This is a genomic window from Hwanghaeella grinnelliae (assembly GCF_004005845.1).
Taxonomy (GTDB): domain Bacteria; phylum Pseudomonadota; class Alphaproteobacteria; order UBA8366; family Aestuariispiraceae; genus Hwanghaeella; species Hwanghaeella grinnelliae.
Genome location: NZ_SADE01000002.1, coordinates 716,907 through 734,258, shown reverse-complemented (window position 1 = coordinate 734,258; position 17,352 = coordinate 716,907). Strand labels below are relative to the sequence as shown.

General features: G+C 58.9%; 14 protein-coding genes and 2 pseudogenes. 6 read left to right on the top strand and 10 right to left on the bottom strand.

Going from position 1 to position 17,352, the window contains the following annotated elements; all coding sequences use genetic code 11:
• Positions 1–29 precede the first annotated feature (29 nt).
• The 3 genes from rlmN to EOI86_RS14050 all read left to right on the top strand — a co-directional run bounded on the left by rlmN (position 30) and on the right by EOI86_RS14050 (position 3,543).
• On the top strand, positions 30–1,196 hold the full coding sequence (rlmN, locus tag EOI86_RS14060) for a dual-specificity RNA methyltransferase RlmN (RefSeq protein WP_127766427.1): 1,167 nt from the start codon (positions 30–32) through the stop codon (positions 1,194–1,196).
• 87 nt (positions 1,197–1,283) lie between these two features.
• A complete protein-coding gene (locus EOI86_RS14055) occupies positions 1,284–2,300 on the top strand; it encodes an EAL domain-containing protein (RefSeq protein ID WP_127765808.1) in 1,017 nt (338 codons plus the stop codon).
• A gap of 205 nt (positions 2,301–2,505) precedes the next feature.
• Positions 2,506–3,543: an EAL domain-containing protein gene (locus tag EOI86_RS14050; RefSeq protein ID WP_127765807.1), complete on the top strand. Its 1,038-nt coding sequence runs from the start codon at positions 2,506–2,508 to the stop codon at positions 3,541–3,543.
• A gap of 122 nt (positions 3,544–3,665) precedes the next feature.
• Here the strand turns inward: EOI86_RS14050 and EOI86_RS14045 are convergent, their stop codons facing one another.
• Positions 3,666–4,757 carry an OmpA family protein gene (locus EOI86_RS14045; RefSeq protein ID WP_161973835.1) on the bottom strand — a complete coding sequence of 364 codons (1,092 nt, stop codon included), beginning with the start codon at positions 4,755–4,757 and terminating at the stop codon, positions 3,666–3,668.
• Positions 4,758–5,145: 388 nt separating this feature from the next.
• Between EOI86_RS14045 and ahcY the strand changes: the two genes are divergently transcribed.
• Positions 5,146–6,441 (top strand): adenosylhomocysteinase, encoded by a 1,296-nt coding sequence (gene ahcY, locus EOI86_RS14040; protein WP_127765805.1) that lies wholly within the window; start codon positions 5,146–5,148, stop codon positions 6,439–6,441.
• 247 nt (positions 6,442–6,688) lie between these two features.
• The gene (locus tag EOI86_RS14035) at positions 6,689–9,025 is read left to right on the top strand and encodes a sensor histidine kinase (protein ID WP_127765804.1); all 2,337 of its coding nucleotides are present in this window, start codon (positions 6,689–6,691) and stop codon (positions 9,023–9,025) included.
• On the opposite strand, the gene EOI86_RS14030 is transcribed toward EOI86_RS14035, so the two are convergent.
• The 3 genes from EOI86_RS14030 to EOI86_RS14020 form a co-directional block, all read right to left on the bottom strand.
• Positions 9,022–9,972, bottom strand: a complete 951-nt coding sequence (locus tag EOI86_RS14030; RefSeq protein WP_127765803.1) for a DMT family transporter — start codon at positions 9,970–9,972, stop codon at positions 9,022–9,024. The genes EOI86_RS14035 and EOI86_RS14030 overlap by 4 nt on opposite strands.
• A 45-nt stretch (positions 9,973–10,017) precedes the next feature.
• Positions 10,018–10,350 carry a DUF3253 domain-containing protein gene (locus tag EOI86_RS14025; RefSeq protein WP_127765802.1) on the bottom strand — a complete coding sequence of 111 codons (333 nt, stop codon included), beginning with the start codon at positions 10,348–10,350 and terminating at the stop codon, positions 10,018–10,020.
• A 79-nt stretch (positions 10,351–10,429) separates the two neighbouring features.
• Complete coding sequence (locus tag EOI86_RS14020; RefSeq protein WP_127765801.1) at positions 10,430–10,723, bottom strand: hypothetical protein; 294 nt, start codon at positions 10,721–10,723, stop codon at positions 10,430–10,432.
• A gap of 157 nt (positions 10,724–10,880) precedes the next feature.
• Between EOI86_RS14020 and EOI86_RS14015 the strand changes: the two genes are divergently transcribed.
• Positions 10,881–11,582 carry an NnrU family protein gene (locus EOI86_RS14015; RefSeq protein ID WP_161973834.1) on the top strand — a complete coding sequence of 234 codons (702 nt, stop codon included), beginning with the start codon at positions 10,881–10,883 and terminating at the stop codon, positions 11,580–11,582.
• Between the two features lie 35 nt (positions 11,583–11,617).
• On the opposite strand, the gene phoB is transcribed toward EOI86_RS14015, so the two are convergent.
• The 6 genes and pseudogenes from phoB to pstC form a co-directional block, all read right to left on the bottom strand.
• On the bottom strand, positions 11,618–12,310 hold the full coding sequence (phoB, locus tag EOI86_RS14010) for a phosphate regulon transcriptional regulator PhoB (protein ID WP_127765799.1): 693 nt from the start codon (positions 12,308–12,310) through the stop codon (positions 11,618–11,620).
• Positions 12,311–12,363: 53 nt separating this feature from the next.
• A complete protein-coding gene (phoU, locus tag EOI86_RS14005; protein WP_127765798.1) occupies positions 12,364–13,119 on the bottom strand; it encodes a phosphate signaling complex protein PhoU in 756 nt (251 codons plus the stop codon).
• Between the two features lie 31 nt (positions 13,120–13,150).
• A complete protein-coding gene (gene pstB, locus EOI86_RS14000) occupies positions 13,151–13,960 on the bottom strand; it encodes a phosphate ABC transporter ATP-binding protein PstB (protein WP_127765797.1) in 810 nt (269 codons plus the stop codon).
• Positions 13,961–14,034: 74 nt separating this feature from the next.
• Positions 14,035–14,838, bottom strand: a pseudogene (gene pstA, locus EOI86_RS24960) (phosphate ABC transporter permease PstA); the annotation flags it as partial.
• A gap of 543 nt (positions 14,839–15,381) precedes the next feature.
• Positions 15,382–15,852 (bottom strand): annotated as a pseudogene (locus EOI86_RS24955) (DUF3333 domain-containing protein); the annotation flags it as partial.
• A gap of 75 nt (positions 15,853–15,927) precedes the next feature.
• Positions 15,928–17,310, bottom strand: a complete 1,383-nt coding sequence (gene pstC / locus EOI86_RS13990) for a phosphate ABC transporter permease subunit PstC (protein ID WP_127765795.1) — start codon at positions 17,308–17,310, stop codon at positions 15,928–15,930.
• Positions 17,311–17,352: the final 42 nt, after the last annotated feature.

Here is a 17,352-nt window from a genome sequence, read left to right as displayed (position 1 = left end):
CAGATGCGGCGGCGGATCTGAAAGAATTCATGCCCGGCGGGGCCAAGGCGCCGGTTCAGGCCGATGCCGCCGATACCCGACCGAACCTGATTGGCATGGACCGCGAAGACATGCGCGGCTTCCTAAGCGAGATGGGCGAGCCCGCGTTCCGTGCACAGCAACTGTTTCAGTGGATCTACAACCGCGGCATCACCGAATTCGACGGTATGACAAACATGGCGAAGCCCTTGCGCGCCAAGCTTGCCGATAATTTCCGCATGCACCGACCCGAAGTGACCGCACATCAGGTTTCCAGCGACGGAACCCAAAAATGGCTGCTTCGATACGATGATGGGAACGAGGCGGAGACCGTCTATATCCCCGACGATGATAGGGGCACGCTGTGTGTTTCCAGCCAGGTCGGCTGCACGTTGACCTGCAAATTTTGCCATACCGGCACGCAACGGATGGTCCGCAACCTGACGCCCGCGGATATCGTCGCACAGGTAATGCTGGCCCGCGACACCTTGGGCGACTGGTCGACAACCTCGGACAAGCGGCGGCTGACGAACATTGTCTTCATGGGCATGGGCGAACCGCTCTACAACACCGACAATGTCATCAAGGCGATGAAGCTCATCATGGATGGGGAAGGGATTTCACTGTCCAAACGCCGGATCACACTGTCCACATCGGGTGTCGTGCCGGAAATAGAACGTGTCGGGCGGGAAGCCGACGTTCTGCTGGCTATTTCGCTTCATGCTGTCAGGGACGATTTGCGGAACGAAATTGTCCCCATCAACCGGAAATATCCGTTGAAGGAGTTGATGGAAGCGGTCCGCGCCTATCCGGGCCTTTCCAACGCGAAACGCGTTACCTGGGAATATGTCATGCTGAAAGGCGTGAACGATTCCGTCGCCGATGCGAAGGAATTGCTGCGTCTGATCAAGGGCATACCCAGCAAGATCAACCTTATCCCCTTCAATCCCTGGCCCGGCAGCCCCTATGACTGTTCCACCGATGCGCAGATCAAGAAATTCGCCGACGTCATTTGGAATGCGGGTTATTCCGCCCCGATACGGACCCCGCGCGGCCGGGATATTCTGGCGGCTTGCGGGCAGTTGAAGTCGGAAAGCCAGCGGATCGGCAAACGCGAACGAATGCAGATGGAAGCGATCCAGGCGGAGAAAGAGGCCGCGGTCGGTATTTCCCTCTGACACCGCATGTTGACGTTAACGAAATCTAGTCATTCGCGTGGTCTATTCGCGCTATAGAATAGATTCCATTATTCGGTTCGAAAAATCATGCCTTGTAGTCTATGCGGCGGTAGCGCCGAGACCCTGAATCCTCGGGTTGCGGTCTATCCGCCCGAGAATCACACCGCCGATCGTCTGCTTGAAATTCTGACCAGCCTGGAACGCCCTTTTGGACACCAAGAATACGGTGCCCTGCTTTTCCCGACGGAACTGATCCGCCGCCATAATTCGCGGCTGGTCGAGGAACTGTCGACACCGCAATTGACCGACACAATCGCCGTCGACATCACCGGCGACGCGCCGACCCCGTCGGAAGTCCGTCGGACCAGATCCTTCGGTTCCCTCTTGGACGAGATTCAAGGGGAATGGTTGGTCGATCTTCTGAATGAAAATGGTTTGTACTGTCTTGCCCAGCCGATTGTGGACCGGGACGGGTCTGTTTTCGGCCATGAAATGCTGATGCGGGGGAAAGGCGAAGGCGGGGCCGTGATCACGCCTTATCGCATGTTGCGCGCAGCATCGACGCCCGAACTTCGGGCCAAACTGGATCGGGCGGCCCGCATTGCCGCCGTACATTCCGGGTCGGGGATTTCAACCGAATCGAACGTCTTCATCAATTTTTTGCCGTCTTCGGTATACGACCCGCAATTCTGTCTGGAAACGACGTTTTCCGCCGCGCGGGCCGCCAAGATCGACCCCAGCAGGCTGGTCTTCGAGGTGGTGGAGACCGACAAAATCAGCGATTTCGACCACCTTGCGGCGATTATTGCCCGGTATCGCGAAGAAGGTTTCGCCATCGCCCTGGATGATTTCGGGACCGGTTTCAACAATATCGAAACCGTGATCCGCCTGCGGCCGGAATACATCAAGCTGGACAAGTTGCTGGTCACGGATTCCATCCACGACAAGCTGAAAACCCAATTCATACACGACTTGGCATCGGTCGCCCAAATGAACGGAATCAAAACAATCGCCGAGGGCATCGAAGATCAGGAAACCCTGGACCATGTGCTCAATCTGGGGGTCGATTTTTTTCAAGGCTACCATCTAGGGAGACCGGGCTAAGCACCGGCCGAAGACAGACCGGCAGACCGCCAATATGCGGTCCCATGCCATAAAACTGCCTGTATTTTATAATACTAATGATTGATTGTTTTTCGGCTGTTTACATTCGAAGGTCTCATTTTTTAATACTTTGCCAATAAATGTCCGGCTAGAACGTCCCCCTTGGGTAATTTTTTCCAATTTTGTGTAGAAGGGATCTCCGTTGATGCCCTGCGCCTTATGCGCCAGTCCCACGATAACACTCGCCGAGCACATCGTTGTGTATCCGGCCGAGCAGCACACCGAACTCAAACTGCTGGATCTTTCACCTGGCCTTAATGCGCCGTTTGGGCGGCAAGATTATGGCGGCCTGCTGTTTCCAACTCATTTCTTTTGTGAAAACCATAACCGGGTGGACGCGGAACTGACCCCGCCGCAGTTGGCCGATACGGTTATCGTCGATATCGCCGGAACATCCCCCTCTCCCGCCGAAGTCGCCCGTGCGCGTCCCTTGCTGACCTTGATAAATGAAATACGCGGACAATGGCTCGTGGATCTGCTGGACCACGGCGGTCTTTATTCCGTCGCGCAGCCGATCGTCGATCGTGCCGGGAACCGCTTCGCCCATGAAATGCTGATGCGCGGGATGGACGCACACGGCAACGCCGTGATGCCTGACCGTATGCTGGAGGCGGCGGCGACCACCGCATTGCGGGCCAGATTGGACCAAGCAGCCAGACTTGCGGCAGTAACCAACAGCGCCCGAATACCGGACAAAGGCTGCATCTTCATTAATTTCCTGCCGTCCTCGGTCTACGACCCGGATTTCTCCCTCGATGAGACTCTGGCGGCCATCCGCACACTGGACATCGATCCCGCGCGGATCGTTTTTGAAGTCGTCGAGACGGACGAAATCACTGATTTCGAACTTTTGGACGCAATTTTCGGCCGGTTCCGGCGCGAAGGATTCGCCATCGCTCTCGATGATTTCGGGACCGGTTTCAATAATATCGAAACGGTGATCCGGTTGCGGCCGGAATATATCAAACTGGACAAGATGTTGGTGATGGGCGCCGTCGACGACACGATGAAATCCCAATTCGTCCTGGAAACAGTCTCGATCGCACAGTTGAACGGCATCAAAACCATCGCGGAAGGCGTCGAAAACCAGCGCACGCTGGACCATATCCGCAAACTGGGATGCGACTATTTCCAAGGCTATCACCTGGGCCGCCCCAAACCCGTCGGCACCACTTCCGCGTAATCGCAGCGCCTCGCCGCGACACAGGGGACTGAAACACGGCGTGCAGTTCGGTCAATCATTGGCAGGCAAAGAAAAAGCCCGGACCAAAGGCCCGGGCTTTCCCGTATCCGATAGAACCTCGGTTACTGGAGGATGATCTCCACCCGACGGTTCTGGGGTTCGCGGACGCCATCGCCGGTCGGAACCAGCGGGTCCGTTTCACCCTTGGCTTCGGTGACGATACCGCTGCCCGAGAAGCCCATGGTGGCCAGGACGTTCTTGACGGCCGCGGCCCGGCGTTCACTGAGGCCTTGGTTATAGGTCTGGCTGCCGGACGTATCGGCATGGCCCGTCGCAACGATCCGCGCGACGCCACCCTTTTGGGCGTAGTCATAAGCCTGGCCCAGAATGCCCCGTGCTTCGGACGTGATTTCCGACTTATCCCAGTCGAAGAACACGATGAAGTTCCGCACGATCGGCTCCGGTTCCGGGGCCGGCGGCGGCGGGGGTGGCGGGGGCGGCGGCGGTGCTGCGGCAACCGGCTGCGCGGCAGGCTTTTCAACCGGGGCCGGCGGCGGCGGCGCGAAGGTATAGCGCAGACCGATCAGGAAGCTGTGCGACAGATAGTCGGAATCGACATCGGTGCCGTTGGACAGACCGAACTCGACATCCGGCACGTAGAACAGGTTATAGGTACCCGTCACGTCCAGGTTGTCGGCGACACGGTAGGCAAGACCGGCAATCAACTGCCCGGCAAGACCGGTATCAGAATCGTCCATCGTCAGGCCATTGACGGGATTGACCCCATCCGCGTCCACGTGGGCGACACCGAGACCGGCGCCGATGAAGGGTTTCAATGCCGGCTCACCGATATCGAAATCCAGGAAGACGTTCAGCATCGCGGACATGACGTCGACATCGCCGCTGGCCGAAACGCCACCGACATTATCGATATCGCCGTCGCGGTATCCGAACTCGCCGCCAACGCGGAACAAGCCTTCGTAATCATGCCCGATCGTGACCAAGCCGACGAAACCGGGATCGATTTCCGCATCAACGTCGAAACCGGTGCCGTCCAGGTCGCTGTCAGCGGGGATGTTGATCCCGCCTTGGCCTTCCACGTACCACTGCGCTGCGGCATCCGTGGCCGGCAAGGCAAGGAACGCACCGGCAGCGAACATTGCGGATGCCGCAATGCCTGACCGCAACCGGCTGGTGAAGTCTGATAATGCCATAGTTCCCATCCGAGAATTGGCCGCCTTACTGACCCTGGGACCCATCTAGGGGTTGGGTAATCCCGATCAGATCAGATCCGGCGGCGATCGCATTGAACTTGCTTCAGCCCAATGCCTCCAAACTGCTACGTGTTTATTCGCAGAATATGCAATTGTTGTCGAGGTTCGTGGCGGTAAGAGCCACTCTGTTCTCGCGATAGATTCTACCTGTTGCAACAACATCACACCCAGAGCCGCCGACGACGAACCGGTTCCGGCACCTTGTGCTTGTTGAGATATGGAGGTCTTGCTATACCCCGCGCGGCAATTAGGTCATAGCCAACAGGTCTGAGCGGCCTTCAATTGGACCGCTTCGACGGTTGGATTTGCGGATTTCAGGAGAATTTGGATGAGCGCTGAAGGCGACTTCAAGGTAAAGGACATTAATCTGGCTGATTGGGGCCGGAAGGAAATCAATATCGCGGAAACCGAAATGCCGGGCCTGATGGCCTTGCGTGAGGAATTCGGCGCGGAACAACCGCTGAAGGGCGCACGCATCGCGGGCTGCCTGCATATGACGATCCAGACCGCTGTTCTGATCGAAACCTTGACCGCCTTGGGTGCGGAAGTCCGCTGGTCTTCCTGCAACATCTTCTCGACCCAGGATCACGCCGCCTCCGCAATCGCGGCGACCGGTGTTCCCGTCTTTGCCTGGAAGGGCATGAGCGAGGAAGAGTTCTGGTGGGCCATCGATATGACGATCGAAGGGCCGGACGGCTGGGTCCCGAACATGATTTTGGATGATGGCGGCGACTTGACGGTGCGCATGCACGAAAACCGCCCGGAACTGTTGGACGATGTCCGCGGTCTGTCGGAAGAAACCACGACCGGTGTCCACCGCCTGTACGAAATGGCGAAGAAGGGCACGCTGAAGGTTCCGGCCATCAACGTGAACGACAGCGTCACCAAGTCAAAATTCGACAACAAGTACGGCTGCCGTGAAAGCCTGGTCGATGCAATCCGCCGCGCCACCGACGTGATGATGGCCGGCAAGGTCGCCACCGTTTGCGGTTTCGGCGACGTCGGCAAAGGGTCCGCGGACAGCCTACGCAATGCCGGTTGTCGCGTGCTGGTTACCGAAGCCGACCCGATCTGCGCCTTGCAGGCCGCCATGGAAGGCTATGAAGTCGTCACGATGGAAGAAGCCGCGCCCCGGTCAGACATTTTCTGCACCGCGACCGGTAATGTGGACGTCATCACGGTCGACCACATGCGCAACATGAAAGACCGGGCCATCGTCTGCAATATCGGCCATTTCGACAGCGAAATTCAGATCGGCGCGCTTAAGAATTTCAAGTGGGACAACATCAAGCCGCAAGTCGACGAAGTCGAATTTCCCGACGGTAAGAAGATCATCGTTCTGGCGGAAGGCCGCTTGGTTAACCTGGGCTGCGCCACCGGCCATCCCAGCTTCGTGATGAGTGCATCCTTCACCAACCAGGTGCTGGCGCAGATTGAGTTGTGGAACAACGCCGACAACTACGAAAACAAGGTCTACGTCCTGCCGAAACATTTGGACGAAAAGGTCGCCGCACTGCACCTGGCCAAAGTCGGCGCGATGCTGACGACTTTGTCGGAACAGCAGGCCGCATATATCGGCGTCGGCGTCGAAGGGCCCTTCAAGCCCGACACCTATCGCTATTGATGCCGCAACAGCCATGCTGAGGCGGGGGCGGAAGAATTTCGGACAATTCTTCCCCAGCACCTCACATTGCAATGCCTCGACACGGCCGGATTTATTCCGGCCGTGTTTCTTTGCAGGGACCGGTCGAAACGCCCTGCCCGCTTGTCAGCCTGTCCGGCGCAGCCTTAACATTGCATTATTGAACTCCGTGGGGGCGTACAAACGGGGGAAACGAATGCCGAAAGGCGTTGGGGAAAGCGCAGCCTGAATGTCGGGGGACTTCACCATTGCGGCCTTGGCCTGCATCGTGCTGGGAGGCATCGTCGGGTTTTCAGTCGCATGGTGGCGGCAGCGCCGATTAATCTCCATGGGCCGCTTTCTCGTCAGCGAGCCGTCCCCGGCCATTATCATAATGGACAACCATATCGAGGCGAATGCCGCGGCGGCCCGCCTGTTGCAGCGGGACCGCTTCGATACGCTGATGGATCTTTGTTCCTGCCTGTCCGCGCCGGAGTTGGAGGCGCAGGGCAAGACATTACATGCCTTGCTGGAAGCCCTGCGCCGAACCGGCGCCGGATTGAAGGAGGACGTGCAGGCTGGCCCACAAAAGTCCGAGGTCAGATTGACCGGCTTCCCATTGGGTGGCGGCGTCATGCTGCGGTTCGACGACAGAGATGCCGAGATCGCAGCCCGGAACGACGCACGCGCTGCCCACAAGGACCGAATTCGAATTGGAAAGATCCTGGACGCGCTGCCTTTGCCGGTCTGGTGGCGCAACCCGGTGACAATGAAGGTCGATGGCGGCAACAAAGTTTATGCTACGGCAATCGGGCTTGAAGGTAGCGTCGCTATTCCGGGAACCAATCGCGATTTGATGATCGGCTTGGTGGGCGAGGAAGGAACCGCCCTGGCACGTCGGGCCTTGAGCCGATCAACACCGCAGTCGGAAAGCCACCATGTGGTGATCAACGGCACCCGTCAGTTATACGATTTCGTCGAGCAACGCCTGGACGACGACGGCACCATCATCGGTTTTGGCGAAAACCAAACCAGCTTGGAAGCGATGCAAACCTCGCTGGCGGAGAATGTCGCGGCACAGGATGCGATCCTTGAGAACCTGTTGACCGCCGTTGCGATATTCGGCCCGGACCGCCGATTGAATTTCTATAACTCCGCCTATGCCCGGCTTTGGGGATTGGAAACGGAATTCCTCGACTCACAGCCAGGTTTCGAAGAAGTCGTCGGTATTCTTTACGACCGTCGGCAAATGCCGGAAACAATCGATCAGCGTGCGGAACTTCGTGCGCGGGTGGAATTGTTTACATCCGTCGTGGAAACACGCGAAGAACTGATGCATCTGCCTGACGAGCGATCGATCAGGTTGTTGATTTCCCCGCACCCGAAGGGCGGTTTGTTTTTCCAGTTCGAAGACGTGACCGACCGGCTTGCATTGGAACGGTCCTACAACACCCTGACCCAGGTTCAACAGGCCACCTTGAACAATTTGTACGAAGGGTTCGCCGTGTTCAGTCGCGACGGTCGCCTACGCCTGCATAACCGCGCCTATCAGGAAATCTGGCGTTTGAGCGATGCCGACCTGAAAGGGTCGCCGCACGTATCCCAACTTCTAGAGAAGGTTCGACCCCTTATCCCCCATGCAGCGGATTGGGAAGAATTCAAGCGTAGTACGATCTTGGCGATCACCGAGCCAAAGCCAGATGCGGGGCGTTATGAGTTCGCTGACGACCGGATCGTGGACCGGGTGGAGGTGCCCTTACCCGATGGACAATGCCTGATGTTGTACCTGGACGTCACCGACAGTTTGCGTGTCCAACGCGCGTTGGAGGAACGTAATGCGGCGTTGGAGAACGCGGATCTTCTGAAGTCGCGTTTCATATCCAACATGTCCTATGAATTGCGAACGCCCTTGAACACCATAATAGGCTTTACTGAAATATTGCAAAGTGGCTTGGCTGGTGAACTCAACACCAAACAGACCGACTATGTTTCAAATGTGTTGGAAGCATCGCAGCATCTTGCGCGGATGGTCGGCGACATCCTCGACCTTGCGACCATTCAAGCCGGCTTCATGCAATTGGACATTCAGGAAGTCGACGTTGCCACGATCGTAGCGGACCTCACGCAATCAACCCGCGGCGTGGCCGAGGAAAAGTCGATCGCCATTTCCCTGGACCAGGGACCGAAGCCGCTTTTGGCTGCTTGCGACACCGCGCGTATTCGGCAGGTTTTGTCCAACTTGCTCGGCAACGCAATCAAGTTCACGCCGGAAGGCGGGACGGTGGAGGTGCGCGTGCTTCCGCCACAAGCCGATACTCCGGAAATTCGGGTCGTCATCGAAGATACCGGCGGCGGTATTTCGGAAGAAGATCGCGAACGTGTCTTCGAAAGTTTCGTGCAAGCATCAAGCGGCACGAAACAGTCCGGCGCCGGGTTGGGTCTGGCGCTGTCGAAAAGCCTGATCGAATTGCATGGCGGGCGGATCGTGCTCGGCGGGTCATCGACCGGCGGCACCTCGGCGATTTGCTACATCCCGGTCAAACCCCGGCGCAGCCCCCTGCTCGATAACACCATCGCAAAGGCTTAAACAGGGCTCTTCATCGCTTTCCGTCCGGCCGGCACCCAGGTCACCAGGATAATTCCGAAAACGATCGGCACCAGGCCCGCCAGGTCAATCAGGCTAAGCGGCTCTCCCAGAATCAGAAAAGCGAACAACATCCCAAGGCCAGGGTTCAAAAAGTGAAAGGCGCTGGCTCGACTGGCGCCCGCGATACGGATCATCCGGAACCAGATCAACAGCGCGACCACCGATAGCATGATGGAAAGGTACGCGACCGACAGAAAAAAGGTCGTATTCAATTGAATGCTGCCCCAATCCTCCATCGCGAGGGAAAACGGAATCAGAACAAGGCCGGATGTGATGGTCTGAACGGTTACCATGACGAAGGGGTCCGAATGACTTCCACGTTTGCGATAGAGGATCGTTCCCGAGGTCAGACACAGCATGGCGATGCCCCCCAGGACAACGCCCACCATGTCATCCGCGCCCGACCCGACACGCTCGCGCAACACGATCGCAGCCCCGGCAAGGCCAAGAGCGACGCCCATCAGGGCCCGTTTCGTGATCTTTTCCCCCAACAGCGGTTGCGCCAGGAAGACCGTCGCCAAAGGCGTCAAGGCGGCGATCAGCGCGGCCAGCCCTGCCGTGATCGACTGCATTGCGATATAAAACAGACCGAGATAGGCGGAGTTGTTCAATACGCCAAGCGCGATGCCCGTTACCAAGTCCCGCCTGTCAGCCGGCCATTTCTTGCCCAAAATCAGCATGCCGGCCCAAAGCAACGCGCCCGCGAACAGAAACCGGACCGTTAATTGGGCCAGGGGCGGCGCGGCGGTCAGGCCGAATTTCGCCGCGATGAAAGCGGAGCTCCAAAGCGTACAAAAGGAAATGCCAAGGAGATAAAGCTCCTTGTTTCCGCCTTTCGTCGGCATGGCAGCGGCAACGGCACCGCCGTCATTTGCATTGGAAGACATCTGGGCGTGTATCCCGAAGGGGGGCGAAACAGGTGGGCCGCGGCGTCAGGATTCCGGCGGCCCCGGAAGGCGCATGCGCCACACACCGGACAGCCCTTTAAGGTCGTCCGGAGCAACCGGCTGCCCTTTCCGTGTAATTTCGATCCGTCCGATCCGGGCGAGATGAAAGGCCTGGTTCTTCACCGCTTGAAAATACCGGCGCCAGGCATTGGGATTGGCTTTTCCGGTTGCCGGCTGGGTCGTCGCTTTCGCTGCCTTGTCGCTCATGCTGCGGGCGACATGTTCGGCACTGACCGGTTTGTTCGGCGGCGCTTCCCCCAGATAGGCGAGGATTTCGACCGCCACCGGGTCCAGTTTGTGGTCATCGTCTGTCGACATCGTCGAAACACCTTATCCAATTCAGTTGGCCGGCATCGAGGTCCGGCTCGGTTGCGGGTCCTAGGCCAAATCTAGGTCCCTAATACTTGGCGACCGTCACATCCGCCCAGTCGCAAGTGACCGGGTCGACCGGGGCACCGTTTCGTCTTGCCGTGATCTCGCTACGGTTAACCAGAATTTGGGCCGCTTCAACAAGCCCGTATCGGCGCATATCTTCTTCGAGCGTCGGAAACGATTTCCGGCCGATCTCGACCAGAAGCAAGGGTCCCTGCATCGAAATATGCGTCAGGATCACACGCTGGAACTCCTCCGTTGTCGGGCGAGACGCCCCGCCGAAGGATAACAGGCGCCGAAAACTGGCCAAAAGCGACATCGGCGGGACTATGCCTGCGGCAGGGTCGCCTGTCCATTCAGCGTGAAAGCCGCGAGGCGGAACCGGTTAGGCTCGTTGGATGCCGTTTCGGGTCTGGCATGCGGCGTCCCGCATCCCTATGTTGATCTCAAGGCAGGAACGGGTCGGGGATGCGGATATGTCTATTTTGACGGGGACGATAGAGGCTTTGGCCTCCGCGACGGGTTCCTTCGTTCTGGGCCATTTCATACTGTCCAGCCTGCCTGTACGCAGCGCGCTGATCGGCAGTATCGGCGAAGGCCCCTTCAGGATCGTCTATTCCAGCCTGGCCGCCCTTGCCCTTTTTTGGACCATCGCTGCTTTCGGCGCCGCGCCCTATATGGATGTTTGGACCCCACCGCCCGGCATGCGCCATTTGACCTTTCTGCTGGTCCTGATCGGTGTATTTTTCGTCGTGGTCGGTGTGACGACCAAAAGTCCGACGGCCGTCGGCGGCGACAAGCTTGCGAACGATCCCCAACCCTTGGGCGGTATTCTGACCGTGACGCGGCACCCCTTCCTTATCGGCGTGATTGTCTGGGCGATCGGGCATCTGCTCGCCAATGGTGATCTTGCCTCCATCATCCTGTTCGGCGGGATGCTGATCCTGGCGGCGGGCGGCATTTTCCATATCGACATGCGCCGACGTCACACCATGGGCGCTGCTTGGGGACCTATTGCGCTGTCGACAAGCGTCATCCCCTTCCTGGCGATCCTGCAGCGCCGCACGCGTCTCGACTGGCGCGGCATCGGCCTATCCCGCGTGGTTCTAGCCCTGGCGATCTATGCCGCCCTCGCCTACGGCCACCAATGGTTCGCGGGCGTGCCGCTGGTCGGGTAATCGAATAGTCGGGCAGCCTTGGTCAGTGCCGGGCCCTAGCCCCCTTCGGGTTCCAGGGCGTAGCCGGCCGAGCGGACGGTGCGGATCAGGTCCAGCTTGCCATCGTCGTTCAGGGCCTTGCGCAAGCGACGGATATGAACGTCGACGGTGCGCGGTTCCACATAAACGTCCCGGCCCCAAACCGCGTCGAGCAACTGTTCGCGGCTGAAGACACGGCCCGGATATTCCAGGAAATGCCGCAATAGGCGAAATTCCGTCGGGCCTAGTTTGATTTCCGTGCCATCCCGGTGAACCCGGTGGGCGGCGAGATCCATGCTGATATCCGCCGCGGCGAGTTGCTCATCGGCCAGAACCGGACGCGCACGGCGCAACAGGGCATGAACGCGCGCGGTCAATTCCGCCGGTGAAAACGGCTTGGTGACATAATCGTCAGCGCCTGCATCGAGGCCTCTGACCTTGTCCGCCTCTTCGCCGCGGGCCGTCAGCATGATGATCGGCAGCGACTTGGTGACCGGCTTCCGGCGTAGCTGCCGGCAGACCTCGATCCCGGTCACCTCCGGCAGCATCCAGTCGAGAAGAATGATGTCCGGCGGGTTCTCGTCCACCGCCATCAAGGCTTCCCGGCCATCCAGGGCCACATCGACCTCGAACCCTTCCCGCTCCAGATTATAGCGCAGAAGGGTCACGACGGCTGTTTCGTCTTCGATGATTAGAATGCGTGGCTTCATCGTCAAGGTTCGTACTTTCTAACTTGTCCCAGGCCCATAGGGCCGCCGCCTTTTCAGGCGGCTCCAGGCGGTCCGTCCTCCGGTCCGCCCACGACCATGACGCTTGTATCGTCATCTTTCGGCCTGGAATCGCCCAACCGTTTACCGTCGACCCGATAGTGCAGGGTCTCGGCAATATTCGTTGCATGATCGCCTATCCGTTCCAGATTCTTGGCGATGAAAAGCAGATGGGTCCCGGCCGTGATGAACCGGGGGTCTTCCATCATGTAGGTCAACAACTCCCTGAAAATACTAGTATAAAGCGCGTCGACTTCTTGATCCGCCTCCCAGACCGCGACCGCTTTTTTTAGATCTTCGTCGGTGCAGGCATCGAAGACGTCCTTCAACATCGCTTGGACCAGTCGGCCCAGCGTGGAGACGCTGCGGGTGACGGGATTGGACGAACTGACCGGTAATTGCGCCAAGGCATGCACACGCTTGGCGATGTTCTTGGCATAGTCGCCCATCCGTTCGATGTCGGCCGACATCCGCAGCATGGCGACGATGAAACGCAGGTCGTTCGCCACCGGTTGGCGCAAGGCCAGCATGCGCACCACCAGGGCATCGATCTCGGTTTCCAGATCGTCGATTTCCTGATCCTTGTTGCGCACCGCCGCCGCCAATTCCTCGTCCCGTCGGGCGACCGCCCGCAAGGCGCCGTCCAACTGCGATTCCGCCAGACCGCTCATCTGACTGAACATCTTGCGCAGGCGCGAGAATTCGTCGTCATACGCCTTGACGATATGGTCGCTTTGATCAGCCGATGTCATGTCCGTCTCCTAAAGGGTCGTTTCGGCCGGGTCAGCCGAACCGGCCGGTAATGTAGCCCTGCGTCTTCTCGTGTTTCGGGTTCGTGAAGAGCTCTTCCGTCTCCCCATATTCGATCAGATTCCCGAGATGGAAGAACGCGGTTTTTTGGCTTACACGGGCTGCCTGCTGCATCGAGTGTGTCACGATGGCGATGGTGAAGTTTTCCCGCAATTCGTGAATCAGTTCCTCGATCTTGGCTGTCGCGATCGGGTCCAGGGCCGAGCAGGGCTCGTCCATCAGAATCACCTCCGGCTCCACCGCGATCGCCCGGGCGATACACAGGCGCTGCTGCTGACCGCCCGACAGGCCGGTGCCCGGCTGATCGAGGCGGTCCTTCACCTCTTCCCAGATGCTGGCGCGGCGCAGGCTGCTCTCGACGATCCTGTCCAGATCGGTCTTGTCCTTTGCCAAGCCATGAATCCGTGGGCCATAAGCCACATTCTCGAAGATCGATTTTGGAAACGGGTTCGGTTTCTGGAACACCATGCCGACACGGGCGCGCAGTTGGACGACATCCACCGACTTGTCGTAGATATCACCGGTATCGAGTGTGATGGACCCCGTGACACTACAGGTGTCGATGACGTCGTTCATCCGGTTCAAGCAGCGCAGGAAGGTGGACTTCCCGCAGCCCGACGGCCCGATCAGCGAGGTAACCTGTTTTTCGACCACGTCGATATCCACATCGAACAGCGCCTGTTTATCGCCATAGTAGACACAGACACCCCGGCCTCTCATTTTTGCCGGTTTCGGCTCCGGTGACGCGGCAGCCGCCTGCGTTTCGGATTCGGTTACAGCCATTGGTCCATCCTCTCAAAAAGCCAGGCTTCTCGGCCTGTTGAAAATCTCTCTGTCCCGGCGCTCAACTCAGGCGATTACCACCGGGTCTCGAATTTCTTCCGCAACAATACCGCGGAAAGGTTCATCGTGATCAGGAAGGCCAGCAGCACCATGATCGCCGCCGATGTCCGTTCCACGAAAGCGCGTTCCGGGGCGTCCGCCCACAGGAAGATCTGAACCGGCAGTACCGTTGCCGGGTCCGTTGGGCCGCCCGGGATATCGACGATGAAGGCGATCATACCGATCATCAGCAGCGGCGCGGTCTCGCCCAGCGCCTGGGCCATGCCGATAATCGTGCCGGTCAGCATACCCGGCAGCGCCAGCGGCAACACATGATGGGTCATCGCCTGCAAGCGGCTGGCCCCCATGCCCAGCGCGGCTTCGCGGATCGACGGCGGCACCGATTTCAACGCCGCGCGGCTGGCGATAATGATCGTGGGCAAGGTCATCAGCGTCAGCACCAGGCCGCCAACCAGCGGGGCCGAGCGTGGCAGGCCGAAGAAGTTCAGGAACAACGCCAACCCCAACAGACCGAAAACGATGGAAGGGACCGCCGCCAGATTGTTGATGTTGACTTCGATAATGTCCGTCAGGCGATTTTTGGGCGCGAATTCTTCAAGGTAAACCGCCGCCATCACGCCGATCGGGAAGGAAAGAGACAGCGTAACGAGCAAGGTCCAGAACGACCCCACAGCGGCACCCCAAATGCCCGCCAGTTCCGGCTCGCGGCTGTCTCCCGAACTGAACAGCGTCGTATTGAAAACCGTCGCGGTCTTACCGCGTTGTTCCAACGTCCAAAGCCAACCGATCTGACTATCGGTAAGACGGCGCGAATCTTCCGGCACGACCAGCTTGATCATTTTCCAGTCGTCGCCTTTTACGTCGCCATCATGGTCCAGGGTCACGATGGTTTTGCCGACGATCTGGGCATTGTCGACCGAGGTGATTTTGACCAGACCATTATTGATCGCAACGAGGTAACTTGGCATTGAATCGTCGGTCGGTTCCGGCCCGCCCGGATTGGCGGCGCGCTTGCGCAAGTCTTCCGCCTTCGCTTGGGCTTGATCCCGCAATTGAGTGACCGCGGCAATATCGTTCTGCAGGCCTTCCACACGTTCCTGGATTGCCGCTGCGGCATCGCCCGTCGCGCTTTGCAAGCGGGCCTGCATGGCCGCCAGGTCGCTTTCCAGCGGACCCAGTCGGCGTTCCGCACGGCTCACTTCGCGTTCCTGCGCACTCGCCAGATTACCAAGCGACCTCTTCACATCGGCCAGGACGGGGGTGAAATCATCCGCGCTGGAGAGGATTTTGATTTCCCCTTCCGTCCCGACGACCGAGCCGGTCCCGGTTACCGGCACATCTTCAATCGCCGTCATTTTGCCTTTCAGAAAAATGTCCGCGTCATCGGATAGCGTGACTTCAACCTGTCGTGTCGTCCCCACCACGCTGGGATCGGCAAGCGCTATTTCCCTGAGGTGGAACGGCACGCCCGAAGACAAGAGTTCGGTCAACGGACGACCGCGACGGCCACCCGGCACGCTCGGAAACTCCTTCCGCAAGGCATCGAATGCGACACTCCGGAAGTTGCCATTCCCGATATCGCCGGCGTCGATGTCTTCCGCCGAAAAGGTAACGTCGAGGGTCAACTTCGACTGAACGAAAGCGCCGATACCTGACGAGATGATCGTTGTGAACAATACCACCAGGGTAAGCATTGCGAAGCCGATGGCGGCGAGGCCCATGAACTTGAATCGCGCTTCCCTTTTGTAGCGCTTCTTCAAACCCCGTTGCACGGCATCGGCAATGCCATCCTTGGACACGGTTCCAGCCGTCGGTTCTGTCAATTCAGCCATTGTCTCGCTCTCTCGATCCGGATCCGTCTGTGTTGCGTTCCAAAGGGTCGGCCCAGTGGGTTGGAATTGTCTCGATCAGTCATATTGCTCGCGATATTTGCGCACGACATGCAGCGCGACGATGTTCAGGCACAAGGTAATGAAGAACAGCACAAGCCCCAGCGCGAAGGCCGCCAGCGTCTTGGGACTGTCGAATTCCTGGTCGCCGACCAGCAGTGTCACGATTTGAACCGTCACGGTCGTCACCGCGGCAAACGGGTTGCCCGTAAGGTTCGCGGCGAGGCCCGCGGCCATTACAACAATCATGGTTTCGCCAATGGCCCGGCTGACAGCCAGCAGGATGGACCCGACGATCCCCGGCAGGGCGGCCGGCAGAACGACCAGCCGGATCGTTTCCGACTTCGTCGCCCCCATGCCATACGACCCTTCGCGGAGAGAGCGGGGAACGGCCGTGATGACATCGTCCGACAGGCTGGAAACAAAGGGGATGATCATCACACCCATCACCAGGCCCGCAGCCAAGGCACTTTCCGATGCGACTTCCAAGCCCAGCGATTCGCCCAGGCTCCGGATGACGGGGGCGACGGTCAGGGCGGCGAAGAAGCCGTAAACAACTGTGGGGATGCCGGCCAGAATTTCCAGGATCGGCTTGACCACCGAACGGAACCTGGGCGTCGCGTATTCCGCCATATAGATCGCCGACATCAGCCCTACCGGCACCGCGACGCACATGGCGATGACCGTGATCAGCAGCGTACCGGCAAAGACCGGCACCGCACCGAAGGCACCGGATGATCCGACCTGATCCGCGCGCAAAGCCGTCTGCGGCGACCATTTCAGGCCGAAGAGAAATTCATGAAACGGGACTTGCAGGAAGAAGCGCCAACTTTCGAAAAGCAGCGACAGCACAATTCCCACTGTGGTGAGAATGGCGATCATAGAGGCCGCAATCAGCAGCACCATGATCATTCTTTCTACCGAATTTCGGGCCCGCAATCCCGGCATCACCCGGGCACGCGCCATGAACCCGCCGACAATACCGACAGACAAGGTCAGCACCGTCATGATGATGAAACTTGTGGTCTTGAGCGACGAATACCGGTCCGCGGCAGCCAGCGTGTCGGGGTCTGCAGTTTCACGCGCAAAGTCGCTGGTGGCCAGATTCCTGATATCGTTCATCAGTAGACCAAGCTCGTTTTCCGGCAGCGATTGCTGCGCTTCCGGCAAGCCCGAAATCACCATGCCGGTGATGATCGGGCTTTGCGCCACCAGCCAGACCACCAACAGCAAGAAGGCGGGAAGTGCGCACCACAAGGCGGTGTAGGTTCCGTAATATCCCGGTCGGGAATGCAGGTTCCGGGCGTGACCGCCGGCCTGCCCCATCGCGTAGGCATGCCCCATTTTGTACCAGACGACGGCCAGCGCGAGGACGGCCAGAACTACTGCTAAGACGGTCATTATTGCCCCACTCGCCGCGCAATCGTAAAAGGTCCGATACCG